We start from the raw sequence: 22,043 nt of genomic DNA, 5'->3' as shown, positions 1-22,043 counted from the left end.
TTCAGGTCTTCGAGGGCGCGAAGCTCATCGACCCCGCAAGCGCCTGAGCCTTGCTCAATCCCGCCGCCGTCGCGACGACCATCTGCGGCAGGATCATCCATTCGAGCGTCCAGGCCGCACCGGAGCGCTCGTTCTCGTGCACCAGCGCCTGGTGGAGCGTGCCGACGAGGCCCGCATTGAAGCGGGCAAGCGTGACGAGGATTTCCGCCTGAACCGGATTGGTTTTGTGCGGCATGGCGGAGGAGCCGCCTCCGGAAGCGAGGCGCACCTCGCCGACCTCATTCTGCGCCATCAGGGCGACATCCTGCCCGATCTTGCCGAGTGTGCCGGAGAGCAGAGACAGCCAGGAGGCGAATTCGCCGATCCGTTCGCGCTGCGAATGCCAGACCGGGCCGAAGGCGAGGCCCAGGCTCTCCGCCATCACCTCCGCCACCGCATCCCCATGGCCCTTCAATTCGCCGCGCGTCCCGATGGGACCGCCGAGCTGCACCACGAGGAGACGCGGCGCGAGTTCACGCAGGGTCTCTTGCTGGCGGTCCAGGGGGGCAATCCAGGTGTCGACCTTGTCGGCTGCCGTGAAGGGAAGAGCCTGCTGCATACGGGTATGCGCCATCAGCCGCACGGAGCCGTCCCGCTCCTTCAGATTGCGGAGCGCTGCGGTAAGCGCATCCAGGCGCCTTTCCAGGATCCTGGCCACCTCCTTCAGCCGCAGCATCAGAGCGGTATCGGTGATGTCCTGGCTCGTCGCTCCGAAATGAACGGCCTTCGCATGCGGCTCGCCGACGGCAGCGCGCAATTGCCTCACGAACTCAGGCACGACCACGCCGTCCCGCGCCAGCCCCTCCGCGAGCTTCGCCCAGTCCGGCTGGAAGGCGCGGCAGGCCTCGACGATCCTCTTTGCAGTCTCAGCCGCAATGAGGCCGGCCTTCGCCTCCGCCTCGGCAAGGGCCGCTTCGGTGCGCAGCATCGCGAGAAGTTCGGCCGCGTCAGAGAAGAACGCCCCCACCTCCTCGTCGCCGACGAGGGCCTGCAGCAAGGGATGGGAAAGCGGCTGTGTCACCATGGGCCGAGCCTAGACGGCCTCGAGAGCGATGGAAATGCCCTGCCCCACGCCGACGCACATGGTGGCGAGGGCCCGCTTCTTGCCCGAAAGCTTCAGCTCCAGCGCCGCCGTACCGGTGATGCGCGCGCCCGACATGCCGAGCGGATGGCCGAGCGCAATCGCGCCGCCGTTCGGATTCACGTAGTCCGCATCTTCCGGGATGCCGAGTTCGCGCAGGACCGCGATGCCCTGGCTGGCGAAGGCCTCGTTCAGTTCGATGAGATCGAAATCGGAAGGCTTCAGCCCCAGACGCGCGCAGAGCTTCCTCGTAGAGGGAGCAGGCCCGATGCCCATGATGCGCGGCGGAACGCCGGCAGTCGCGCCACCGAGGATGCGGGCGATGGGCTCAAGCCCATATTTCCGCACCGCCTCCTCGGAGGCGATGATGAGTGCGGCCGCTCCGTCATTGACGCCGGAGGCATTGCCCGCCGTCACCGTGCCGTCCTTGCGGAAAGGCGTCGGCAGCTTCGCCAGTTGCTCCAGCGTGGTGTCGCCGCGCGGATGCTCGTCCTTGTTCACGACGACCGGGTCGCCTTTGCGCTTCGGGATCGTGACCGGCACGATCTCCTTGGCAAGGCGACCGTTCTCCTGCGCCGCGACGGCCTTCTTCTGCGAGCGCAGGGCGAAGGCATCCTGGTCCTCACGGGAGACGCGGAAATCCTCGGCCACGTTCTCGCCGGTCTCCGGCATGGAGTCGACGCCGTATTGTTGCTTCATCAGCGGATTGATGAAGCGCCAGCCGATGGTGGTGTCGAAAATCTCGGCGGCGCGCGAGAAGGCCGCTTCCGCCTTCGGCATCACGAAGGGAGCGCGGGACATGGACTCGACGCCGCCTGCGATCATCATCTCGGCCTCCCCCGCTTTGACGGCGCGGGCGGAGTCGAGGACCGCATTCATGCCGGAGCCGCACAGGCGGTTGACGGTGACGCCCGTCACCGATCCTGGCAGTCCCGCCAGCAGCACGGCCATGCGGGCCACGTTGCGGTTATCCTCGCCGGCCTGGTTGGCGCAGCCGTAAATCACGTCGTCGACCGCCTCGAGGTCGATGTTCGGGTAACGCTCCATGAGCGCCTTGAGCGGAACGGCCGCGAGGTCGTCGGCGCGCACGCTCGACAGAGCGCCGCCGTAGCGGCCGATGGGCGTGCGCAGATAAGCGCAGATATAGGCTTCACGCATGTCAGCTTCCCTTCTTGGCCCCGTGGGCTTTCTCGGTCCGCGCCTGGAATTCGCGCAAGGTGGCGAGTTCGAGTTCGGTCGGCGGAGGCGTCTCCTCGAGACGGTCGGAGAAGCGCACCTTCCAGCCGCAGGTCTCCTGAATCCTGTCCCGGGTCAAGCCCCGGTGCATGGAGACGACCGTGAACTCCTTGGTCTCAGGATCGGGTTTCCAGACGGCGAGATCGGTGATGAGGAGCGTCGGCCCCTTGGTCTTGATCCCGAGCCGCTCGCGGTGATTGCCGCCCTCGCCGTGGCCGAAGGAGGTGAAGAAATCGATCTTCTCCACCATGCCGCGGGGCGCCTGCTTCATGGTGATGAAGACCTCGCCGCAGGAGGTGGCGATTTCCGGCGCCCCACCGCCGCCGGGCAGGCGGACTTTCGGCTTGTGGTAATCGCCGATGACCGTGGTGTTAATATTGCCGAAGCGGTCGATCTGGGCCGCTCCCAGGAATCCGATGGAAATCCGTCCGCCCTGCAGCCAGTAACGGAACATCTCAGGCACCGAGACGGTCGTCACCGCCGTCTCGCAGAGCTCGCCGTCTCCGATGGAGAGCGGCAGCACGTTGGGTGCTGTGCCGATGGTGCCGCTCTCGTAGATGAGGGTGATGTCGGGCGCGTGCGTGAGGCGCGCCACATTGCAGGCCGCGGACGGTGCGCCGATGCCGACGAAGCATACATCGTCGTTCGACAAGGCGCGCGCCGCCGCAATCGTCATCATCTCGTTGGGAGTGAAGTCCGATAGGTTCGTCATGACTGCAATCCCTTCACGCGAGAGGCGAAGACTTCAGGGCCGGCATCGAGCACGTTCTCCCTCATCCATGCGGTGAAGAGATCCCGGTCGGCGGAGATTATGTCCCACTCGAGATAGGCGGCATTGTCGCGGCTGTAATAGCTGTGGGTGTATGACGGATGCGCTCCGCCCGGCACATGGACGACGGAGGTGACGGTCCAGTGCGGCAGGACGCAGAGATTCGGGTGCAGGTCGTCGAAGTCCTCCACGATCTCCTCGACCGTAACCACCGAGCGCTTGGAGGCAAGAACCGCCTCCTTCTGCACGCCGATGATGCCCTCCACCAGCACATCCCCGCGCCTGCTGGCCTTCTGGGCATGAATGAAGGCGACATCCGGACGGTGTGCCGGTACGGCCGCGAGTTCCTCGCCGGTAAACGGGCAGGTGATACTCCTGATCTCTGGATTGACGTCCTTCAGGCCCGCGCCGCGATAGCCCCGGAAGATCGCGCAGGGCAGACCTGCCGCTCCGGCCTCATAGGCATTGGCCATGGCAGCATGGCTGTGCTCGACGGCCTCGATGGCGCGCGGCCACTCGTTCTCGATGGCATCGCGCATGCGACGCAGCAGTCCGACACCCGGATTGCCGGCATAGGAGAAGATGACCTTCTTCGCGAGCCCCATCCCGATCAACTGATCGTAGATGATGTCCGGCGTCATGCGGATCAGGGTCAGGTCCTTGCGGCCCTGCCGGATCACTTCATGAGCGGCCGCATGGGGAATGAGTTGGGTGAACCCCTCGAAGGCGACGGTGTCGCCATCGTGGAGGTTCTCGGCAACGGCCTCCTTGAGGCTTTGGAGTTTGGCCATGGTCAGCTTTCGGGTCGAGGTCAGATGTCGAAGAAGACGGTTTCCTTCTCACCCTGCAGATGGATATCGAAGGTGTAGGTCGGCATTCCGTTCTCTTCGGGTCGGGAGGCAATCAGCGTGGGCACGCGGACCTTGTGCTCGATGCGCGCCAGAACGGGGCATTCCGCATTCGCCGCCTCCTCGTCGCCGAAGTACATGCGGGTATGCAGGCCGATATTGATGCCGCGCGCCACGATCCAGAAGGTGATATGCGGCGCCATGAGGCGGCCGTCCGGGTACGGCACGCGGCCGGGCTTGATCGTCTCGAAGCGGTATTCGCCCGTCGTCCCGTCGGTCGGCTGACGTCCCCAGCCTGTGAAGTGCGGATCGGCCTTGCCGCGCTTCTCCTGCGGCGAGTTGTAGAGCCCATCCGAATCCGCCTGCCAGATCTCGACCAGCGCGTCCTTCAGCGGTATTCCGCTGCCGTCGAACACACGGCCCTTGAGGATGATGCGCTCGCCCTTGGTCTCCGGCCCGACGAGAACGAGGCCGAGATCCTCCTTCCAGACGCCGGTGATCTCGACCCAGTTCGGCGTCGCGCCGATATGGACGTAGGGGCCTGCGGTCTGGGAGGGCGACTCCTTCAGGCGTCTGAGTGACTGGACCATCAGTTCCCCTCCATCCGGTTCTCGAACAAGGTCGAGCGGCGGCCGCGCAGGACGATGTCGAACTTGTGGGCCAGCGCATCCATCGGCAGCGTGACGCTGCGGTCGAGGGCTGCAACGAGCTGCTCGATGGCGGCCTTGTCAGGGATCGTCTGCACGATGGGGCACTGCCAGATCATCGGATCGCCGTCGAAATACATCTGCGTGATGAGGCGCTGGGCGAAGGCATGGCCGAACACGGAAAAATGGATATGCGCAGGCCGCCAGTCGTTGACGCCGTTCGGCCAAGGGTAAGCTCCCGGCTTGATGGTGCGGAACCAATAGCGGCCCTCCCCGTCCGTGATCGTGCGGCCGCAGCCGCCGAAATTCGGGTCGATGGGGGCGAGATAGGTTTCCTTTTTGTGCCGGTAGCGCCCGCCCGCATTCGCCTGCCAGAACTCGAGGAGCGCCCCCGGCACCGGGCGGGCATTCTCGTCCAGGACGCGGCCATAGACGATGATCCGCTGGCCTATCGGATCGCCGGTCTTGGCGAAGTTGCGGATCAGGTCGTTGTCGAGCGGTCCGATCTCGTCATGGCCGAAGACGGGACCGGTCATCTCCGAGGCCGTGTTGCCGAGCGACAGGAGCGGATATTGCGGCGAGCGCAGGATGGAGGTCTTGTATTGCGGCGTGAAGGCGGGCGGATGCCAGCTTCGATCCCGCTGATAGAAGGATCCTTCATCGGACATTGGGGCCTCCCGACGGCTCTGAACCGGCTTCCATTTCGGCAAGCGTCTTCTTCACGATCTTGAAGGCGTGATTGGCCGCCGGCACACCCGCATAGACCGCCACATGCAGCAGGGCCTCGCGAATATCGTCCTTCGTCGCGCCGGTATTGCGCGTGGCGCGCACATGCATGGCGATCTCCTCGTCCTGGCTGAGGGCCGCCAGCAGGGCGATGGTCACGATGGAGCGCTCGCGTTTGGTGAAGTGCGGCCGCGACCAGACCGAACCCCAGGCTCCCTCCGTGATGAAGGTCTGGAAGTCGGCATCGAACGCGGTCATCTGCGCGTTCGCCCGGTCCACATGGGCATCGCCCAGGACCTGACGGCGAATGGCCATGCCGGCCTTGTAGCGCTCGCTTTGGTTCGTATCAGACAAGTCCAGCCTCCCGTAGGTGTCCACCGATCAGCGAGGCCAAGGCGGCAGGCTGCTCGACGCATGGGATGTGCCCGCAGCTCTCGATGAGCGCAAAGCGGGCATTGGGAATGAGGTTTGCCGTGCCCTGCACGATTTCGGCGGGCGTCGATCCGTCCGGATCGCCCGCCACGCAGAGGGTCGGAACCGCGATCCGGCCGGCATCGGCGGTCAGATCCGTGTCCCGGATGGCTGCGCAGGTTCCCGCATAGCCATGGGCGGGCATTCGGACCAGCATGTTGCGCCACCCGGTCGTTTCGTCGGGACGGGTCTCGCGGAATGCCGGCGTGAACCAGCGCTGCAGGACATTGTCGACGAGAGGCTCGATGCCGCCCGTCTCGACGGCGGCGATGCGCTCGGCCCAGAGATCGGCCGTTCCGATCTTCGCCGCCGTGCAGCAGAGGGTGAGCGCTGCAACCCGGTCCGGAAAATGCACGGCCATCCTCTGGGCGATCATGCCTCCCACGGACAACCCGACCAGGGCGGCCTTCGCGACCTTGAGATGGTCGAGCAGCGCGACGAGATCGTTCACGTGATAGTCCATCGTATAGGGCGCAGGCGGCGCGTCCGAAAGACCGTGTCCGCGCTTGTCGTAAAGGACGACCCTGTAATGATCAGCGAAAGCCGGCGCGACCTCCTGCCAGATGCGGAAGTCGCTGCCTAGAGAGTTGATGAAGACGAGCGTCGGAGCACCGGCTCGGCCCAGCACCTGGTAGTGAAGAACGATTCCGTTTGCGCGTATGAAGGCCATGCCTCACCTCAATGGAGCGAGCCGACGCCGATGTAATGCTCGACGAGGCCCTGATCGGCGCGCAGGGTCTCGCTTGTCCCCTGCCACGCGATGCGCCCGCGCTCCAGGATGAGCACGGATTCGGCGAAGTCGAGGGCGCTTTCCAGGCGCTGCTCCACCAGCAGGATCGTCATCTCGCCGCTGGATGCAAGCCGGGTGAAGGCGGCCATCAAATCCTCGCAGATCACGGGCGCCAGGCCTTCGAGCGGCTCGTCGAGGAGAAGCACCGATGGGCGGCCGAGAATCGTGCGGGCGGTCGAGAGCATCTGCTGCTCGCCGCCGGAAAGCTGCCAGCCGAGATTGGTCCGCCGCTCGTGGAGGCGCGGGAACATATCGTAGGCCTCCTGAATGGCGCTGCGCGGCCGGTCCTTGACCCCGACGATCAGGTTCTCCTCGACGGTGAGCGAGCGGAAGATGTCGCGCGTCTGCGGCACGAGGCCCAGCCCCTGGCGGGCGCGCTCGGAACTCTTAAGCCCGGACACGTCCTTGCCGCCGATGAGGATTTCGCCGCCATAGCGCCGGTTCATGCCCATAAGGGTGGACAGCAACGTGGTCTTTCCCATGCCGTTGCGCCCCAGGATCGACAGGCGCGCGCCGGCAGGCACGGAGAAGGACACATCCTCCAGCACCACCGTCGGCCCGTAGCCGGCGCTCAATCCTCTGACGTCAAGCGACGTTGCGGGCATGGGCATAGTTCCCCAGATAGGCTTCTCGGACCTTGTCGTTTGCGGCGACCTCCGAAGGCAGGCCCTCGAAGATGATCTCGCCTGCGGCCAGCACCACCACGCGCCTGGCGAAGCGGAAGACGAGGTCCATGTCGTGTTCGATCATGAGCACGGCGAGGCTCGGCGGGAGCCGCTCCAAGGCCTGCTCGATCCGCGGCGTCTCGCTCGACGGGACGCCCGCCGCAGGCTCGTCGAGCAGCAGGACCTTGGGCCTGAGCGCAAGGGCAATGGCGATCTCCAGGAGGCGCTGCTGGCCATAGGCGATCTCGCGCACCCTGCGCCGCGCCACCTCTGTGAGGCCCAGCGCTCCGAGGAGGTCCGCCACCTCGTCGGCGATTGCGGAGTTGCCGTGGAAGCGGCCAAGGATGCGCGAGGCCCTTCCCTCCCGCTGGAGCACCGTCAGGGTGACGTGCTCCTCCGGCGTCATCTCGGAAAAGAGCCGGGTGACCTGGAAGGTGCGCACCAGCCCTTTGCGGACGCGCCTGACGGCCCCGAGGCCCGTCACATCCTCGCCGTTGAGAACGACCCGCCCCTCGCTCGGCTTGAGCTGCCCGGTGACCAGATTGACGAAGGTCGTCTTGCCGGCTCCGTTGGGGCCGATCAAGGCAAGGCGCTCCCCTGCCGGCATGTGGAGGGAGATGTTGCGGCTGACGGCGAGGCCGCCGAAGGACTTGGACAGGTTCTCGACCCGGAAAAGATCGCTCACGGCCGACCTCCGCTGTTGCGCTTCTTTCCTGCGGAGATCTGGTCGAGCAGATCGCTCAGGCCGCCGGGTGCGGCGAGCACCACCGCGATCAGCAGCGCGCCGACCATCGTCATCCAGTGGAACGGATTGATGGCAGAGACCACATGCTCGAAGCCCATGAAGATCACCGTGCCGATGAGCGCGCCATAGAGTGTTCCAAGCCCGCCGAGCACGAGCATCACGAGGGCATTGGCGGAGAGTTCGAAACTGACGCTGTCGAGACCGACAACCTGGGTGGAGATGGCGGCAAGGGCTCCACCCGTGCCGGCCACCGCCCCGGAGATGACGAACATCTTCAGCAAAACCGGGAAGACGAAGGCTCCCATGGCGCGGATGCGGATCGGGTCCTCCTTGATGCCGCGGCACAGCATGCCGAAAGGCGAAGACACGACGAATTTCAGGATGATGAAGACGGCGACGAGGAGCGACAATCCGAAGAGGTAGGCGGTCTGCCCCCACAGGTCGAACTCGAAGACGCCAAAGAGTGGTCCCACGAAGAGGCCGGCGAGGCCATCGCTGCCTCCCGTGTAGGCGGAGGCCTTGTTCGCCGCCTCATGGGCAAGCTGGACGATGGCAATGGAGAGCACGAGCTGCGCGAGGCCGTGAGCCCGCAGCATGATCGCGCCCATGACGAGGCCGGCCGCCGCGCCGGCCACGGCTCCGATGGCGATCAGCGTCAAGGGCTCCGTGACCCCGTTCACACAGGCGATGCCGGCGGCATAGGCGCCCGCTCCGAAAAGGGTCGCCTGGCCGAGCGAAGCCACGCCGCAATAGCCGACGATGAGGTCGAGGGAGAGGACGAGCAGAGCGACGGCGATGATGCGCGTCAGCAGCGCAAGGCTGTCCGGGAACAGGAAATATCCCGCCACGCCGGCCGCGACGATCAGGATGACGCCTACAGCGTCACGCGACCAGCGGCGGCGTCCCGCCACGGGTGCGGCCGTCATTCTCTCGGTCTGAGCGACGAACTGCACGTTACTGAGCCCTTCCGAAGAATCCGCGCGGGAACATGAAGACGATGACGATGACCGCCGCATAGAAGAAGAAGTTTCCGAACTCGGGCATGAGATAGCGTCCGCTCGTGTCGACGGCGCCGAGCACGAGGCAGGCGGCGATGGCGCCGAGGATCGAGCCGGCGCCGCCGACCGAAACGACGACGAGGAAGATCACCATGTAGCGCAGCGCATAATAGGGCTCGATGGGCAGGAACTCGGCCGCGACGACACCCCCGAAAGCCGCAAGGCCGACGGCGATGGCAAAGCTCACGGCGTAGATCACCTGCGTGCGCACGCCGAGCGCATCGGTCATGGCCGCATTGTCCACGGTTGCCCGCACCTTGGTGCCGAAGGTCGTCCGCTCGATGAGGTACCAGAGCCCAAAGGCCACGGCGACGCCGCAGGCCATGACGAAGAGCCTGTGGGCGGCAATGGTGCGAAAGCCCAGGTCCACGGGCTCGGCCAGGGCTTCAGGCAGCGGAATGGTTTTCAGCGTCGGGCCGAAGAAGTAGTTGGTGATACCGATCACGCAGAAGGTGATGCCGATGGTCATCAAGACCTGCGTGAGCTCGGGGCTGCCGTAGATCCGGCGATACAGAAGCCGTTCGAGGGGGATCGAGATGATGATCGTCCCGATGATCGCCAGGAAGATCGCGACCCCATAGCCCATCCCGAGATCGCGGGCGGCATAGGATGCGATGTAACCTGCGATCATGGCGAAGGCGCCGTGCGCCAGGTTCACCACCCGCATCAGGCCCATCGTCAGGGATAGACCGATGCAGATGATGAAAAGGGCCATGCCGTAAGCAAAGGCGTCCGTCGCGATGCTGAGGATGGTCTGCATGAGAGCGTCCAGGTCGGCCTATGGTCCAGGCGGTCGGATGAGCGCGGCCTTGGAATGGCCGCGCCAGCTCACTGGGTGGCGAGACCCGGATCCTTCTGGTTCGGAAACGTCTTGATTTTCTTGTTGTAGTACTTGCCGTCCGGCCCCTTCGCGACCTCGCGCAGATAGATGTTCTGCGTGATGTGGCGGGTCTCGGGGTCGATGGTCACGGGACCGCGCGGGCTGGTCCAGGACAGGCCCTTGACCGCATCGATGGCCTTCTGGGCATCCTGCTTGCCATCGGCGGCCTCGATCATCTTGTAGATGAGGTGCATGCCGTCATAGGCGCCGACAGCGGGGAAGGAAAGCTGCTCAGGATTGCCGATCGCCTTGCCCGCGGCTTCGACGAACTTCGTGTTTTCAGGAGAGTCGTGAGAGACCGAATAGTGGAACGAGGTGCGAAGCCCCTCGGCCGCTTCGCCGAGCGCGGGAAGATCGGATTCCTGCGTCAGGTCGCCGGGAGCGAAGAACTTGATATTGCCCTGCTTCAGGCCTGTCTCATTATAGGCCTTCACGAAGCCGAGCGTCGGCGGGCCGGAAGGCAGGAAGGCGAAGAGACCGCCCGCGCCCGAATCCTTCACGCGCTGCATGATCGGGCTGAAATCGGTGGTGTTCATCGGCATGCGGATCGTTTCGACCACCTCGCCGCCTGCAGCCTCGAAGGCCTTCTTGAAGGCGTTCTCCGCATCGATGCCCGGACCGTAGTCGCTGACCACCGTGATCGCCATCTTCACCCCATCGTCAAATGCGACTTGGCCGAGCGGCGTCGTGGTCTGCGCCGTGGTGAAGGATGTCCGCGCCACGAGGGGCGAGGTGTTCATGATGGCGGAAGTCGCCGCGTTGAAGATGACGAGGGGCGTGTTCGCCTGCTTGAGGAGCGGCGTGATCGCCATGGCATCCGGGGTGAAATAGACGCCGCCCAGATACTGGACCTTGTCCTTCACCACCAGTTCCTGCGCCAGCGCACGCGCCTGGGCCGGATTGGCGGTTGGCAGGTCGCGATAGATGACCTCGATGTCATTGCCTTCCACGCTCTTTCCGTTGAGCGCCATGTAGGCTTCGACTCCGGCCTGGAAATTCTTGCCCTGCAAGGCGAACGGCCCCGAGAACGGTCCGATGATGCCTACCTTGACCGTCTCGGCCATCGCGGAGACGGAGCCCATGAGCAGAGCGCCGATGGCTACGCCCAGAAGTGTCTTTGTGGCCTTCATTCGCGTTTCCTTCCCTTGATCCGTCCGGCCTCGTTGATGGACCAGCGGTTTTCCTGTTTCTACGGCTCATTGTGTTCGCAATGCGAACATTTGTTGCCATATCGAACAAAAACTACTATTCTTAACCTCGGTGTCAAGGCCACCATAGTCCGATGCAGGTTTTGCCTAGGAGGCTTTCGGATGCAGGATGCAGAAGTGGATGAACAGGCCGGAGGCGACCGCGACTTCGTTGCGAGCCTCGAGAAAGGCCTGCTGGTCATCGAGGCCTTCGACGCCAGCCGCCCGCGTCTCACCCTGTCCGACGTAGCAAAGCTGACGGGCATCACCCGCGCGGCCGCGCGCCGCTACCTTCGCACGCTGACCCGCCTGAATTATGCGGATTTCGACGGCCGCTATTTTTCGCTCAGCCCGCGCATCCTCAGGCTCGGCTACGCCTATCTGTCCTCCACCTCCCTCTCCATGCGCCTCCAGCCCTTCCTGGAACGGGTCTCGGAGGAGACGGGAGAATCCAGCTCGGCGGCCATCCTCGACGGGGACGAGATCGTCTATATCGCCCGGGCAGCTACCCGCCGGATCATGTCCATCGGGCTTGGCGTCGGCAGCCGCCTGCCCGCCTATTGCACGTCCCTGGGGCGTGCGATCCTTGCGAACCGGCCCGAGGCGGAGATCGAAGCCTATCTCGCGCGGGTCCGCCTCGAGGCGAAGACGCCGAAGACGGTCACGAGCAAAGCGGAACTGCGACGACTGCTGGAGGAAACCCGCAGCCGGGGCTACGCCATCGTCAACGAGGAACTGGAGCTGGGCCTCCGCTCCATCGCCGTGCCGCTGGTCCAGAAGAACGGCCAGGTCACCATTGCCCTGAACATCAGCGCCCAGGCCGGACGGGTGCCTGCCGCCGAGATGGAAGAGCGTTTCCTGCCCGCCCTTGAAGCAGCCGGCGAGGCCCTGCGCTACACGTTCTGAACAGCTCATGTACGGCCCAGCTTCAGGCCGCCCGGGCCATGAATTGATCGAAACCACGGCTTAGGCGTTAACGGTTCAAGAACCGATTTCTGCAGAGGAAAAGCCATGATTACCCTTGAGATCGCTGGCAGGGCGGTTGCCGTGACGAATGCGGATGGGGATCAAGCCCGCGAACTCTTTCTGAGCGAGAGCTTCAAAGACGACCTCATTTCGTTTAAGAGCGAGGGCCGCTCCCTCTGGGACGGCTCAGCTGACCTGACGATCAGGACCGCATCGGAAGACGAGATCGATGCCTTCAATGAGGCCCTGGACGAAGACGAAGTCGAAGACAGCGACGAAGACTATGACAATGACCTCGATATCGATGTCGTGTTCCTGGTGTCGATCGATGAGATAGACGACGGCTCCTCGCCCGGCTGATTATCCTCCCGGAACCCGTCAAGGTTCCCCTCGAACGGTTCAGCCATACTCACATGCCTTTCCCGAAGACCAATCCCAGCCTTGAGCGCGCCCTTGCGGACCGAGGCTACAACGATCCGACCCCCGTCCAGGCCGCCGTGCTCCAGCCGGAAGCCGAGGGCCGGGATCTTCTCGTCTCCGCCCAGACGGGCTCGGGCAAGACGGTCGCCTATGGCCTTGCCATGGCCTCCACCCTCCTTGGTGATGCAGAACGTCTCGGACCGCCCCGCGAGCCCCTGGCTCTGATCATCGCGCCGACCCGCGAGCTCGCGCTCCAGGTCAACCGTGAGCTCGTCTGGCTCTACGGTCCGGCCGGTGCGCGGGTGGCATCCTGCGTGGGCGGGATGGATGTGCGCCGGGAGCAGCGGGCGCTCGCCGACGGTTGCCATATCGTCGTCGGCACTCCCGGGCGCCTGCGGGACCACCTGGAGCGCGGCCGCCTCGACCTATCGAACATGCGCGCCGTCGTCCTCGACGAGGCCGACGAGATGCTGGATCTCGGCTTCCGCGAGGACCTGGAATTCATCCTCGATGCGACGCCGGAAGAGCGCCGTACCCTGCTGTTTTCCGCAACCCTGCCTAAGAACATCGTCACTCTGGCGCGCCGTTACCAGCGCGAGGCGCATCGCATCGATACCCTGGTCGAGAACGAGCCGCATGGGGATATCGAGTACCGCGCCATCCGCTGCGCTCCCAATGAGGTGGAGCATGCCGTCGTCAACGTGCTGCGCTACTACGAGAGTCGCGGCGCCATGGTGTTCTGCCATACCCGTGAGGCGGTGCGGCACCTCCATGCGAGCCTGATCGAGCGTGGCTTTGCGGCGGTCTCCCTTTCAGGCGAGCTGACCCAGAACGAGCGCAGCAATGCCCTGCAGTCGCTGCGTGACGGGCGCGCCCGGGTCTGCGTGGCGACCGACGTGGCGGCCCGTGGCATCGACCTGCCGGATCTGGGACTCGTCATCCATTTCGACCTGCCCAACGATCACGAGACGCTCCTGCACCGCAGTGGCCGTACGGGCCGCGCGGGACGAAAGGGCACCTGCGTGATGCTCGTGCCCTATACCCGCCGCCGTAAGGCCGAGCGGCTGATCGACATGGCAGGCATCGACGTGACTTGGGCCGGCGCTCCCTCGGCCGACGAAATCCGCCTGCGCGACCGCGAGCGGCTGATGCAGGATCCAGTTTTCTCCGAAGAGGCGACCGAGGATGATCTCGCCATGGCGCAGGCCCTCCTGGCCGGACGCTCGGCGGAGGAGATCGCCGCAGCCCTGGCCCGCTTCTTCCGTGCGCGCCTGCCGGCTCCGGAGGAGATCGTCGATGCAACTGCCGAGCGCGAACCGCGCCAGCGTAAGGACAAGCGCGAACGGCAGGAAGAATGGCTGGGCGGGTTCAAGGAGAAGAGTCGTGGCGGCGCGAGCGAGAGCTTTGAGCGCTCGTCCGAGGACATGGTCTGGTTCCGCATGAGCGTCGGGCGGTGCAACAATGCCGATCCGCGCTGGCTCCTGCCGGTGATCTGCCGCCTGGGGCATGTGACGAAGAAAGAGATCGGCTCGATCAAGATCTTCGACCGAGAAACAAAGTTTCAGATCGTGAAATCGCAAGCCTCGAAATTCGCTGCTGCCGTCCGCAAAGCGAATGATGAGGATATCCGCATCGAGCCGGCAGAATTCGCGCCGAGTCAGCGGCGGGACGAGCCGGCGAAGAAGAGCTTCAAGAGCCGGAGCGGCCCCCCGCCCCACAAGGACAGGAATTCACGCCCTCCGTCCAAGGCTGCAAAGGGCAAGCCCGGCTTCAAGGGCAAGCGTAAGAACGCCGAGTAGGACACGCCCCGCCGGAACTCGGCCGATAGCAGGCCGCCGGCAGGCGCAACCCACAAGACCCCTCTGCGTTGTTTCTCGGAACACCAGGGAGAGGTCTCGTGCCAAGCTCGGAAAAAATAGGAACCCCCACCCGGCTGCGGCACGGGGGAGATCACGCGAAGTCGGCGCTCCGGTGGATCGCCCCTGCCCTCCTGGGCGGCGCTGCGGCGCTGGGCGGACTTGCCGTTTACGTCGACAGGCGTGCGCGCGAGGCGGAGCGGCAGCATCCGCCCATCGGGCGTTTCATGACCATCGACGGCGTTCGCCTCCACTACATCGAGCGCGGACGCGGCGATCCGCTTGTGCTTCTGCACGGCAACGGCACCATGATCCAGGATTTCATCACCAGCGGCATCGTCGACCGGCTGGCGGAACGCTACCGCGTGATCGTGTTCGATCGTCCGGGTTTCGGCTACAGTTCGCGGCCGGGCCGTTTGTGGTCTCCGCAGGCCCAGGCCCAGTTGATCTACAGGGCCCTCATTCATCTCGGCGTCGTCAGGGCCGTCGTGCTCGGACATTCCTGGGGTACGCAGGTCGCCCTTGCGCTCGGCCTCGACTACCCCCTCCTCGTCCGCAGCCTCGTCCTCGCCTCCGGCTACTATTATCCGACTGCGCGCGCCGACGTGCTTCTCCTTTCGCCGCCCGCCATTCCCGTGATCGGGGACGCGATGCGCTACACGATATCGCCTCTGGCTGCCCGGCTCATGCTCCCACGCCTGATCCAGAAGATGTTCGAGCCTGCGCCCGTGCCGGAGCGCTTCGACCGGCAGATGCCGAAGGAACTGATGCTGCGCCCTTCGCAACTCCAGGCATCTGCGGAGGAAGCAGCCCTGATGGCCCCCTCAGCCATGGATCTCCAGCATCGCTACCGAGAACTGGCAGTCCCCGCGGTCATCATCACCGGAGCGGACGACCAGATCGCCGATGTGGGCCGCCAATCGGAGCGCCTGCACGATCACCTGCCAGACAGTGAGTTCGTGTCGGTTCCCGGACTGGGTCATATGATCCATCACCTGGCCCCCGACGAAGTCATCGAGGCCATCGACCGTGCAGCACATCGCTCGTCGGATGGAATGAGACGGACCAGCCGGACCGAGGGCGCATCCGCCTATTCAGGCTGACGCAGCCACTCGCAGCGTTGTGGCGGCCTCCGCGCTCTTTCCGTAAAGACCCCGATTGACGGGATCGGGAGACAGCCCGTCCGTCAGGCCGAGCACGGTCTCAGCCGCCCCCAGAAGCAGGGCGCCGTCGGGGGCCATTGCATTCGCAAGTCGCCGCAGCACGTCGGTCTTCGTCGGCTTGTCGAAATAGATCAGGACATTCCGGCAATAGACGATGTCGAAGACGCCGAGGTGGCCGAATTCCTTGATGAGATTGAGCGGCCGGTAATCGACCATCGCCCGGATCTCGGGCGCGATCCGCCACTGATCGCCCTCCTGCTTGAAGTATTTCAGGAGAAGCTGGATCGGAAGGCCCCTCTGGACCTCGAACTGCGAGTAGAGACCGGCCTTCGCCTTGTCCAGCACCTCGGTGGAGATGTCCGTCGCCAGGATCTCAACGTTCCAGCCGGCGAGGCGGGCCGAGGCCTCCTTCACCAGCATGGCCAGGGAGTAGGGCTCCTGCCCGGTCGATGCGGCGGCACACCAGATGCGCAGACGGCGCGCCGAGGCGCGCGAATTCAGGTAGCGCGGCAGCAGAACGTCTCGGAAGAGATCGAAGGGCCCCTTGTCCCGGAAGAAGAACGTCTCGTTCGTCGTCATCGCCTCGACGACCGCGTTCTCCAGGCTGTGGTTGCGTCCCGCCTTGAGGGTCGTCACCAGTTCGGGAAGCGTGTTGACCTCGAACCGGCGGCACACCTGGATCAGGCGGCTCTCGACGAGATACCGTTTCTCGGCGCCGAGCGCCAAGCCCGAGCGAGCCTTGAGGAAGGTGCAAAGATAATCGAAGTCGAGTTCGGTCATGCGGGCGACCCGGTGATGTGGCCCTTGAGAGCAGGACCGATCATGTCGAGAGGGAGGATATCCTGGGCGATGCCAGCCTTCGCGATGCTTCCCGGCATGCCCCAGACGGTGCTTGTCGCCTCGTCCTGGACGATGACGGCGGCGCCTGCCTGCACCAGGTAGCGCGCACCCTGCGTTCCATCGGAGCCCATGCCCGTCAGGACTGCAGCGATCGCCGAGTTGCCGAGCACGGCAGCCGCGTCCCGGAAGAGGACATCGACCGCCGGACGGCAGAAGCTGACGGGAGGCGAATCGTCGAGCCGGATCACCGGGCCTGCCGGGCTCGCGGCCAGCCCCATGTGCCGCCCGCCTGGCGCGATGAAGACGGTGCCCGGGGACAGGGGCGCTCCATCCTCGGGCTCGCAGGCACGCACCCTGAACTGGGCGCGAAGATGCTCCGCAAAGACGGCCGTGAACATCGGCGGCATGTGCTGGACGATCAGAACAGGCACCTTCAGCAAGGCCGGACCCAGCCCCATGAGGACCTGTTCGATGGCTCTCGGCCCTCCGGTCGAGGCGCCGATCAGAAGATATTGCGGACGCGAAGCGACAGGCCTGACGGCAGGACGGGGAACGCTCGTCGCGACCGGGCGAACCGTCCGTGCCCGCGCCCCGGCATGAGCCCTCAGCCTCTCGACCAGATCACGCCGAAAGTCCTCGGCGGTGGTCATCTGCCGGCTGGAATCCGGCTTCGCCAGATAATCGACCGCACCCAGGGACAGGCACTTCAGAGAGATCTCGGCATTGCGCCGGGTCAGGGTGGAAACGACGATGACCTTGAGGCCCGGCCGTCTCTTGAGAAGCAGGGGAAGAGCCTCCACCCCGTCCATCTCCGGCATCTCAAGATCGAGGAGCACGATATCCGGCTCGTACCGATTGATGGAGTCGAGGGCGATGCGGCCGTTTGCGGCGGTGGTGACGACGTCGAAGCCATCGACCTCCTTGAGCCAGCGCGCCATCAGGCCGCGAATGACGACACTGTCGTCGACAATCATGATGCGCGTCCTGGGAACGCTTGGCGAAGTCTGAGGAGAAGCCACGGGGAGCATAAAAATGAATCTCGTGATCGAGTTAAAAATGAGGACAGTGGCAACCCGAGCACCGGTTACATGATGCCGACTTCCTGAAACTTGGCCGTCACGATGTCCTTGTCGAACGGCTTCATGATGTATTCGTTGGCGCCCGCGTCGAGTGCTCGGGAGATGTGGCCCACGTCGTTCTCCGTCGTGCAGAACACGATCTTCGGCTCCCCTCCTCCCGGCATCCGGCGCAGATGCGTCAGGAACTCGTAGCCATCCATGACCGGCATGTTCCAGTCGAGCAGGATGACGTCCGGCATCTCGTTCCTGCAGGCCGAAAGGGCCATCTCCCCATTCTCCGCCTCGGAGACACGAAACGTCATCTCCTCCAGAATGCGGCGGGATACCTTGCGGATCACGGACGAGTCATCGACGATCAAGCAGTGTTTCATGAGCTTGAACTCCCGCTCTCGTGCTATGCGGCCAGCTGCGTTTCGAAAGCGAGGACAGCCTCCACATCGATGATGATGAGAAGTCTGTTCTGGAGCTGGTGCACGCCGCCGGACAGCCCGGCCCAGCGCCGGTTCAGGTGAACCGGGTTGGGCTGCAGGTCATCGGGGTTGAGCTTGAGCACCTCACCCACCTCATCGACCAGGAGACCGTAGGACTCGCCCTTGTGCTCCAGTCCCACCGCCATGCGCCGTCCGTTCGACTCGGCATCCGGCAGCCCCAGGCGCCGGCGCAGCGACACTGCGGTGACGACGCGGCCGCGCAGGTTCAGGAGGCCGACGATCTCGGGCGGCGCAAGAGGCACCGTGGTCATGTCGCTGGCGACGAAGACGTCATGGACGCGGCTGATCGGCAGGCCGAGCATCTGGCCGGCCACCAGAACCGTCACGTAGTCCTCGTGCGCGGAGAAGCTCCGCGCATCGGCATTGTTGTTCGTATTGGCGAGATTGGGGCTCATGCGGCGACCTCAAGCGTTCCATTCATCTCAGACAGCGCCGCGAGCAGGCCGCGGCGATCGAATTTCGCAACCAGTTCGGCAATCTGCAGCTTGTGCGCCCTGTCGATCTGATTGGGATCGTGCGACATCGTCAGGGCGATCACCGGCAGCTTGGCCAGCGGCGATGCGCGCAGAGCCTCGACCAGATCGAAGCCGGATCGGCCCGGCAGGTTCACATCCGTCACCATGACATCGATGCTCAGCCCCTGCGCCAGCAGCTGCAGCGCCTCCTCCGCGGTGCCTGCCGTATGGACATGGAACCCAGCGGTCTTGAGGACAGGCGTCAGCATATCCCGGAAGAAGGACGACCCCTCCACGAGCAGCAGCGACTGCCCCTTCTCACCGCTCGGGCTCGAAGAACGCATCCAAGCCTCGGCAACGAGCGGCAGGTAATGCGCGACGTTCACCACCTCCGTTGCGCGTCCTCGGATGACTGCTGATCCGACGAGGTCCGAACGGTCGGCGACCAGTTCGATATCGAGCCGGTCCTCCACGATGTCGACGATCTCCTCCACGGCCAGTCCCATGGCGAAGGACTCGTCCGAGAACACCACCAGCGCCTGGGAGCCCTCGCTCTTGATCGCAAGCTGCTCATCGCAGGCCACCAGCGGCATCAGGCGGCCACGGTATTGCACCAGCGGACGACCGCTGACCCACTCGATGGTGGAGGCGTCGATCTCCTCCAAGCGGGTGACGAGAGACAGCGGAACCGCTTTGAGGCTCTCGCCCCCTCCCCGGAACACCAGCATGGTCGTTGTATCGGCCACTGCGATGCTTTCCGTCTCCTGAATCGCATCGGCCTGGAACTGGCCGTCCTCGGCGCCGGAGCCCACCATGCGGGCGAGGCCGTTCGGGTCGACGATGAGCACGACCGCTCCATCGCCCAGGATCGTGTTGCCGGAATACAGCTGGATGTGGCGCAGCTTCGAGGACATCGGCTTCACGACGATTTCCTCGGTGTGGAACACGCCATCGACCAGGATGCCGAAGCGCTGGCGCCCTACCTGCGTCACCACGACGAAGCCCTTGTCCGCCATCTCGTCGTCCGCGGAGCCAAGCACCTTGGACAGGGGGACAATGGGCAGGAGCCGCTCGCGAAGGCGCAGAACAGGCGTCCCGTTGATACGCTCGATCACATGCTCGGAGCCGGGAGCGACACGCACCAGTTCCAGCACCGCGACCTGCGGAATGGCGAAGCGCTGCTCGTGGGACGACACGATCAGGGCGGCGACAATGGCGAGCGTCAGCGGGATCTTGATCGTGAAGGTCGTGCCGCGTCCCTGCTCGGACCGGATGTCCACCGTTCCGCCGATCAGCTCGATATTGGTCTTGACCACGTCCATGCCGACGCCGCGGCCGGAAACGGACGTGACCGCCTGCGCCGTCGAGAAGCCGGGGTGGAAGATGAACTTGGCGACCTGCGCCTCGCTCATGCGCTCGACCTCGGTCTCCGTCGCGATCCCGCGTTCCACCGCCTTGCGGCGGATCGCAGCGAAGTTGAGCCCGCGTCCGTCGTCGGCAATCTCGATGGTGATGGTCCCACCCTCGTGATAGGCGTTGAGACGGATCGTGCCGCGCTCCGATTTTCCAACGGCCTTGCGATCATGCGGCGCCTCGATGCCGTGATCGGCGGAGTTGCGCACCATGTGGGTGAGCGGATCCTTGATAACCTCGAGCACCTGCCGGTCGAGCTCGGTGTCCGCGCCCTGCATGACGAGCTCGATCTTCTTGGACAGTTCGGCCGAGAGATCGCGCACCACACGCGGCAGCTTCTGCCATGCGTTGCCGATGGGCTGCATCCGGGTCTTCATGACCCCTTCCTGCAGTTCGGCCGTGATGTGCGACAGGCGCTGCAGCGGCACCTTGTAGCCGTGGTCGTCAACACGACGGGAGATCTCGAGCAACTGGTTCCGGGTCAGCACCAGCTCGGAGACCATCGTCATCAGATGTTCGAGCGTATCCACGTTCACGCGGATGGTCTGCACCTTTGCGAGAGCGCCTTCTCCCCCTTCGCCGCCTTCACTGGCGGCGGGAGCGCCGGCCTGACTTGTGCCTGCATCCTTTTGGGCCGGCTTCTCCTTCGCCTTCGCGACAGGCTCCGGACCAGGAGCCTCGCGGAAGGCGCGCTCCAGTTCGTCAAGGGAGATCTCATCCGGCTTCAGCGGCCGCTCCAGCTCCTGGTGCACCGAAGCACCGGCCGCTTGCGCAGCGGGGGCAGAAACATCCGGTCCGGGGGTCTCGCGGAAAGCCCGCTCCAGTTCGTCCAAAGGCACTTCGCCCGGCTTGAGAGGCCGCTCCAGCACCTGGTACGTCAGGGTTCCCGTTGTCTCGGCAGGGGCGTTGACCGGCTCAGGAATTTCCGCCGAGGCCATCGTCTCCAGCGCATGGATGAGATCTTCGTCCGTCCCTTCAGGCTCGCTGCCCGCGCGTTCAAGCTCGCCCAGGATCTCCTTGATGCGGTCGAGCGTGGCGAGGATGAGCGAGACGGCTGGCGTGGTCACCGGCATGCCGTCGCGAAACTTGCCCATCAGCGTCTCGGCGGCATGGGCCAGAGCCTCGAGGCGCGGCAGCCCAAGGAATCCGCAGGTTCCTTTGATGGTGTGCACCAGGCGGAAGATGTTGCTCAGGATCGCCTGGTTGTTGGGATCCTGCTCGAACCGTACCAGCTCGACGTCCACCGTATCCAGGTGTTCGGCTGTTTCGGTCAGAAACTCACGTAACAGATCGTCCATAACGTCACTCACATACTGCAGGGGAGTGAAGGCAGATGCGTCTTTCGCACCTGCCGCTCATCGAAAACTNCCTCGCCGATGCTGCCGGTCACCGCCTCGGTCCCGCGGGCCGCCTCCTGCACGTTGCGCGAGATCTCCGCGGTCGCAGCGCCCTGCTCCTCCATCGCGGCCGCAATGGAGACCGAGATCTGCGACATCTCGCCGATCGTGCGGGCAATCTCCTGGATCGCCTGCACCGCCTCCGAGGTCGCCTGCTGCACCGAGCCGATCTGGGCCGAGATCTCCTCGGTCGCCTTGGCGGTCTGGTTCGCCAGCTCCTTCACCTCGGACGCGACCACCGCAAAGCCCTTGCCGGCCTCACTGGCCCTGGCCGCCTCGATGGTGGCGTTGAGCGCCAGCAGGTTCGTCTGGCCGGCGATGGTTGCGACTCCTGAGATCCCGATCGAGATCATGCTCAACGCGCCGATGAGCGAGAATATTTTTGTTCTGATGCGCATGTGGCCCCCACCACCTTTTGCGGTCACTGCCGCATCAAAACGCAATCATCTTAAAGCAAGACTAAGAATGGACATATATTTGATGTTTTATTGTAACAGACGCGAAGTCTCGCTACGCATACTTGTATGGCACTCTCCGCCCTTCCTTAGTACATCACCGAAGCAAGTTACCTTCCGTTGCTGATGGAGTTCTACGGCAGGCCGACCAAACCCCGCTCCTGAAAGTCGGTATCGCAACTGCACCTGCACGTCCGGCCTTGAGCCGTTTCGCACCGAGAGCGCCTTCGGCAGGACGCAGAAGCGAGGCTTGATCCCACACGCAGAGCAAAAACATACGTTCTCACGCACCCTCTCGGGCGAGGGGCCACCCTTCTTGCAACTATTGCGTTTGAGTCACAGGGTCTGGGATGTGGCGTTGTCGGG

The 22,043-nt window shown here is 64.5% G+C and carries 22 protein-coding genes and 1 pseudogene; 4 read left to right on the top strand and 19 right to left on the bottom strand.

Annotation, left to right across the window (positions count from 1 at the left end; genetic code table 11):
* Nucleotide 1 precedes the first annotated feature (1 nt).
* From LG661_RS05855 to LG661_RS05795, 13 genes are all read right to left on the bottom strand, one after another.
* Complete coding sequence (locus LG661_RS05855; protein ID WP_230530942.1) at nucleotides 2-1,063, bottom strand: 3-carboxy-cis,cis-muconate cycloisomerase; 1,062 nt, start codon at nucleotides 1,061-1,063, stop codon at nucleotides 2-4.
* 9 nt (nucleotides 1,064-1,072) lie between these two features.
* A complete protein-coding gene (gene pcaF / locus LG661_RS05850; protein ID WP_230530941.1) occupies nucleotides 1,073-2,278 on the bottom strand; it encodes a 3-oxoadipyl-CoA thiolase in 1,206 nt (401 codons plus the stop codon).
* A 1-nt stretch (nucleotide 2,279) separates the two neighbouring features.
* Nucleotides 2,280-3,068 (bottom strand): CoA-transferase subunit beta, encoded by a 789-nt coding sequence (locus LG661_RS05845; protein ID WP_230530940.1) that lies wholly within the window; start codon nucleotides 3,066-3,068, stop codon nucleotides 2,280-2,282.
* Nucleotides 3,065-3,916 carry a CoA transferase subunit A gene (locus tag LG661_RS05840; protein ID WP_230530939.1) on the bottom strand — a complete coding sequence of 284 codons (852 nt, stop codon included), beginning with the start codon at nucleotides 3,914-3,916 and terminating at the stop codon, nucleotides 3,065-3,067. Before LG661_RS05840 ends, LG661_RS05845 begins: the two co-directional genes overlap by 4 nt.
* Nucleotides 3,917-3,936: 20 nt before the next feature.
* Nucleotides 3,937-4,563, bottom strand: a complete 627-nt coding sequence (gene pcaG, locus LG661_RS05835; protein ID WP_230530938.1) for a protocatechuate 3,4-dioxygenase subunit alpha — start codon at nucleotides 4,561-4,563, stop codon at nucleotides 3,937-3,939.
* Nucleotides 4,563-5,288, bottom strand: a complete 726-nt coding sequence (pcaH, locus tag LG661_RS05830) for a protocatechuate 3,4-dioxygenase subunit beta (protein ID WP_230530937.1) — start codon at nucleotides 5,286-5,288, stop codon at nucleotides 4,563-4,565. The genes pcaG and pcaH overlap by 1 nt, the downstream gene beginning before the upstream one ends.
* Nucleotides 5,278-5,661: a 4-carboxymuconolactone decarboxylase gene (gene pcaC, locus LG661_RS05825; protein ID WP_230531063.1), complete on the bottom strand. Its 384-nt coding sequence runs from the start codon at nucleotides 5,659-5,661 to the stop codon at nucleotides 5,278-5,280. The genes pcaH and pcaC overlap by 11 nt, the downstream gene beginning before the upstream one ends.
* 31 nt (nucleotides 5,662-5,692) lie before the next feature.
* Nucleotides 5,693-6,487, bottom strand: a complete 795-nt coding sequence (pcaD, locus tag LG661_RS05820) for a 3-oxoadipate enol-lactonase (protein WP_230530936.1) — start codon at nucleotides 6,485-6,487, stop codon at nucleotides 5,693-5,695.
* Nucleotides 6,488-6,495: 8 nt separating this feature from the next.
* Nucleotides 6,496-7,212, bottom strand: coding sequence for an ABC transporter ATP-binding protein (locus LG661_RS05815; RefSeq protein ID WP_230530935.1), 717 nt, complete (start codon nucleotides 7,210-7,212; stop codon nucleotides 6,496-6,498).
* On the bottom strand, nucleotides 7,193-7,957 hold the full coding sequence (locus LG661_RS05810) for an ABC transporter ATP-binding protein (protein ID WP_230530934.1): 765 nt from the start codon (nucleotides 7,955-7,957) through the stop codon (nucleotides 7,193-7,195). The genes LG661_RS05815 and LG661_RS05810 overlap by 20 nt, the downstream gene beginning before the upstream one ends.
* Complete coding sequence (locus LG661_RS05805) at nucleotides 7,954-8,943, bottom strand: branched-chain amino acid ABC transporter permease (protein WP_230530933.1); 990 nt, start codon at nucleotides 8,941-8,943, stop codon at nucleotides 7,954-7,956. The genes LG661_RS05810 and LG661_RS05805 overlap by 4 nt, the downstream gene beginning before the upstream one ends.
* 28 nt (nucleotides 8,944-8,971) lie before the next feature.
* Nucleotides 8,972-9,835: a branched-chain amino acid ABC transporter permease gene (locus tag LG661_RS05800; protein ID WP_230530932.1), complete on the bottom strand. Its 864-nt coding sequence runs from the start codon at nucleotides 9,833-9,835 to the stop codon at nucleotides 8,972-8,974.
* A 68-nt stretch (nucleotides 9,836-9,903) separates the two neighbouring features.
* Complete coding sequence (locus LG661_RS05795; protein WP_230530931.1) at nucleotides 9,904-11,085, bottom strand: ABC transporter substrate-binding protein; 1,182 nt, start codon at nucleotides 11,083-11,085, stop codon at nucleotides 9,904-9,906.
* Nucleotides 11,086-11,265: 180 nt separating this feature from the next.
* Between LG661_RS05795 and LG661_RS05790 the strand changes: the two genes are divergently transcribed.
* The 4 genes from LG661_RS05790 to LG661_RS05775 all read left to right on the top strand — a co-directional run bounded on the left by LG661_RS05790 (nucleotide 11,266) and on the right by LG661_RS05775 (nucleotide 15,487).
* Nucleotides 11,266-12,048, top strand: a complete 783-nt coding sequence (locus LG661_RS05790) for an IclR family transcriptional regulator domain-containing protein (RefSeq protein WP_230530930.1) — start codon at nucleotides 11,266-11,268, stop codon at nucleotides 12,046-12,048.
* Nucleotides 12,049-12,153: 105 nt separating this feature from the next.
* On the top strand, nucleotides 12,154-12,468 hold the full coding sequence (locus LG661_RS05785) for a hypothetical protein (RefSeq protein WP_230530929.1): 315 nt from the start codon (nucleotides 12,154-12,156) through the stop codon (nucleotides 12,466-12,468).
* Nucleotides 12,469-12,521: 53 nt separating this feature from the next.
* Nucleotides 12,522-14,327 carry a DEAD/DEAH box helicase gene (locus tag LG661_RS05780; RefSeq protein ID WP_230530928.1) on the top strand — a complete coding sequence of 602 codons (1,806 nt, stop codon included), beginning with the start codon at nucleotides 12,522-12,524 and terminating at the stop codon, nucleotides 14,325-14,327.
* A 134-nt stretch (nucleotides 14,328-14,461) separates the two neighbouring features.
* Nucleotides 14,462-15,487, top strand: a complete 1,026-nt coding sequence (locus LG661_RS05775) for an alpha/beta fold hydrolase (protein ID WP_230531062.1) — start codon at nucleotides 14,462-14,464, stop codon at nucleotides 15,485-15,487.
* Here LG661_RS05775 and LG661_RS05770 read toward each other — a convergent pair.
* The 6 genes and pseudogenes from LG661_RS05770 to LG661_RS05745 all read right to left on the bottom strand — a co-directional run.
* Nucleotides 15,479-16,327, bottom strand: coding sequence for a CheR family methyltransferase (locus LG661_RS05770; protein WP_230530927.1), 849 nt, complete (start codon nucleotides 16,325-16,327; stop codon nucleotides 15,479-15,481). The genes LG661_RS05775 and LG661_RS05770 overlap by 9 nt on opposite strands.
* Entirely contained in the window at nucleotides 16,324-17,361 is a 1,038-nt protein-coding gene (locus LG661_RS05765) for a protein-glutamate methylesterase/protein-glutamine glutaminase (RefSeq protein ID WP_230530926.1), read from the bottom strand. Before LG661_RS05765 ends, LG661_RS05770 begins: the two co-directional genes overlap by 4 nt.
* A 110-nt stretch (nucleotides 17,362-17,471) precedes the next feature.
* Complete coding sequence (locus LG661_RS05760) at nucleotides 17,472-17,837, bottom strand: response regulator (RefSeq protein ID WP_230530925.1); 366 nt, start codon at nucleotides 17,835-17,837, stop codon at nucleotides 17,472-17,474.
* A 23-nt stretch (nucleotides 17,838-17,860) separates the two neighbouring features.
* Nucleotides 17,861-18,352: a chemotaxis protein CheW gene (locus LG661_RS05755; RefSeq protein ID WP_230530924.1), complete on the bottom strand. Its 492-nt coding sequence runs from the start codon at nucleotides 18,350-18,352 to the stop codon at nucleotides 17,861-17,863.
* Nucleotides 18,349-21,123 carry a hybrid sensor histidine kinase/response regulator gene (locus LG661_RS05750; RefSeq protein WP_230530923.1) on the bottom strand — a complete coding sequence of 925 codons (2,775 nt, stop codon included), beginning with the start codon at nucleotides 21,121-21,123 and terminating at the stop codon, nucleotides 18,349-18,351. The genes LG661_RS05755 and LG661_RS05750 overlap by 4 nt, the downstream gene beginning before the upstream one ends.
* Nucleotides 21,124-21,194: 71 nt before the next feature.
* A pseudogene (locus LG661_RS05745) lies at nucleotides 21,195-21,548 on the bottom strand (methyl-accepting chemotaxis protein); the annotation flags it as partial.
* Between the last annotated feature and the right edge of the window lie 495 nt (nucleotides 21,549-22,043).

Source organism: Microvirga roseola (genome assembly GCF_020866965.1).
GTDB classification, from domain to species: domain Bacteria; phylum Pseudomonadota; class Alphaproteobacteria; order Rhizobiales; family Beijerinckiaceae; genus Microvirga; species Microvirga roseola.
The sequence above is the reverse complement of the archived record's forward strand: the minus strand, read 5'-3'. Positions and strand labels throughout refer to the sequence as shown.

What these genes read in the sequence shown, in the direction of transcription:
- LG661_RS05855 (WP_230530942.1), bottom strand. Translation starts at nt 1,063, where the DNA reads ATGGTGACACAGCCGCTTTCCCATCCCTTGCTGCAGGCCCTCGTCGGC.
- pcaF (WP_230530941.1), bottom strand. Translation starts at nt 2,278, where the DNA reads ATGCGTGAAGCCTATATCTGCGCTTATCTGCGCACGCCCATCGGCCGC.
- LG661_RS05845 (WP_230530940.1), bottom strand. Translation starts at nt 3,068, where the DNA reads ATGACGAACCTATCGGACTTCACTCCCAACGAGATGATGACGATTGCG.
- LG661_RS05840 (WP_230530939.1), bottom strand. Translation starts at nt 3,916, where the DNA reads ATGGCCAAACTCCAAAGCCTCAAGGAGGCCGTTGCCGAGAACCTCCAC.
- pcaG (WP_230530938.1), bottom strand. Translation starts at nt 4,563, where the DNA reads ATGGTCCAGTCACTCAGACGCCTGAAGGAGTCGCCCTCCCAGACCGCA.
- pcaH (WP_230530937.1), bottom strand. Translation starts at nt 5,288, where the DNA reads ATGTCCGATGAAGGATCCTTCTATCAGCGGGATCGAAGCTGGCATCCG.
- pcaC (WP_230531063.1), bottom strand. Translation starts at nt 5,661, where the DNA reads ATGGCCATTCGCCGTCAGGTCCTGGGCGATGCCCATGTGGACCGGGCG.
- pcaD (WP_230530936.1), bottom strand. Translation starts at nt 6,487, where the DNA reads ATGGCCTTCATACGCGCAAACGGAATCGTTCTTCACTACCAGGTGCTG.
- LG661_RS05815 (WP_230530935.1), bottom strand. Translation starts at nt 7,212, where the DNA reads ATGCCCGCAACGTCGCTTGACGTCAGAGGATTGAGCGCCGGCTACGGG.
- LG661_RS05805 (WP_230530933.1), bottom strand. Translation starts at nt 8,943, where the DNA reads ATGACGGCCGCACCCGTGGCGGGACGCCGCCGCTGGTCGCGTGACGCT.
- LG661_RS05800 (WP_230530932.1), bottom strand. Translation starts at nt 9,835, where the DNA reads ATGCAGACCATCCTCAGCATCGCGACGGACGCCTTTGCTTACGGCATG.
- LG661_RS05795 (WP_230530931.1), bottom strand. Translation starts at nt 11,085, where the DNA reads ATGAAGGCCACAAAGACACTTCTGGGCGTAGCCATCGGCGCTCTGCTC.
- LG661_RS05790 (WP_230530930.1), top strand. Translation starts at nt 11,266, where the DNA reads ATGCAGGATGCAGAAGTGGATGAACAGGCCGGAGGCGACCGCGACTTC.
- LG661_RS05785 (WP_230530929.1), top strand. Translation starts at nt 12,154, where the DNA reads ATGATTACCCTTGAGATCGCTGGCAGGGCGGTTGCCGTGACGAATGCG.
- LG661_RS05780 (WP_230530928.1), top strand. Translation starts at nt 12,522, where the DNA reads ATGCCTTTCCCGAAGACCAATCCCAGCCTTGAGCGCGCCCTTGCGGAC.
- LG661_RS05770 (WP_230530927.1), bottom strand. Translation starts at nt 16,327, where the DNA reads ATGACCGAACTCGACTTCGATTATCTTTGCACCTTCCTCAAGGCTCGC.
- LG661_RS05765 (WP_230530926.1), bottom strand. Translation starts at nt 17,361, where the DNA reads ATGATTGTCGACGACAGTGTCGTCATTCGCGGCCTGATGGCGCGCTGG.
- LG661_RS05760 (WP_230530925.1), bottom strand. Translation starts at nt 17,837, where the DNA reads ATGAAACACTGCTTGATCGTCGATGACTCGTCCGTGATCCGCAAGGTA.
- LG661_RS05755 (WP_230530924.1), bottom strand. Translation starts at nt 18,352, where the DNA reads ATGAGCCCCAATCTCGCCAATACGAACAACAATGCCGATGCGCGGAGC.
- LG661_RS05750 (WP_230530923.1), bottom strand. Translation starts at nt 21,123, where the DNA reads ATGGACGATCTGTTACGTGAGTTTCTGACCGAAACAGCCGAACACCTG.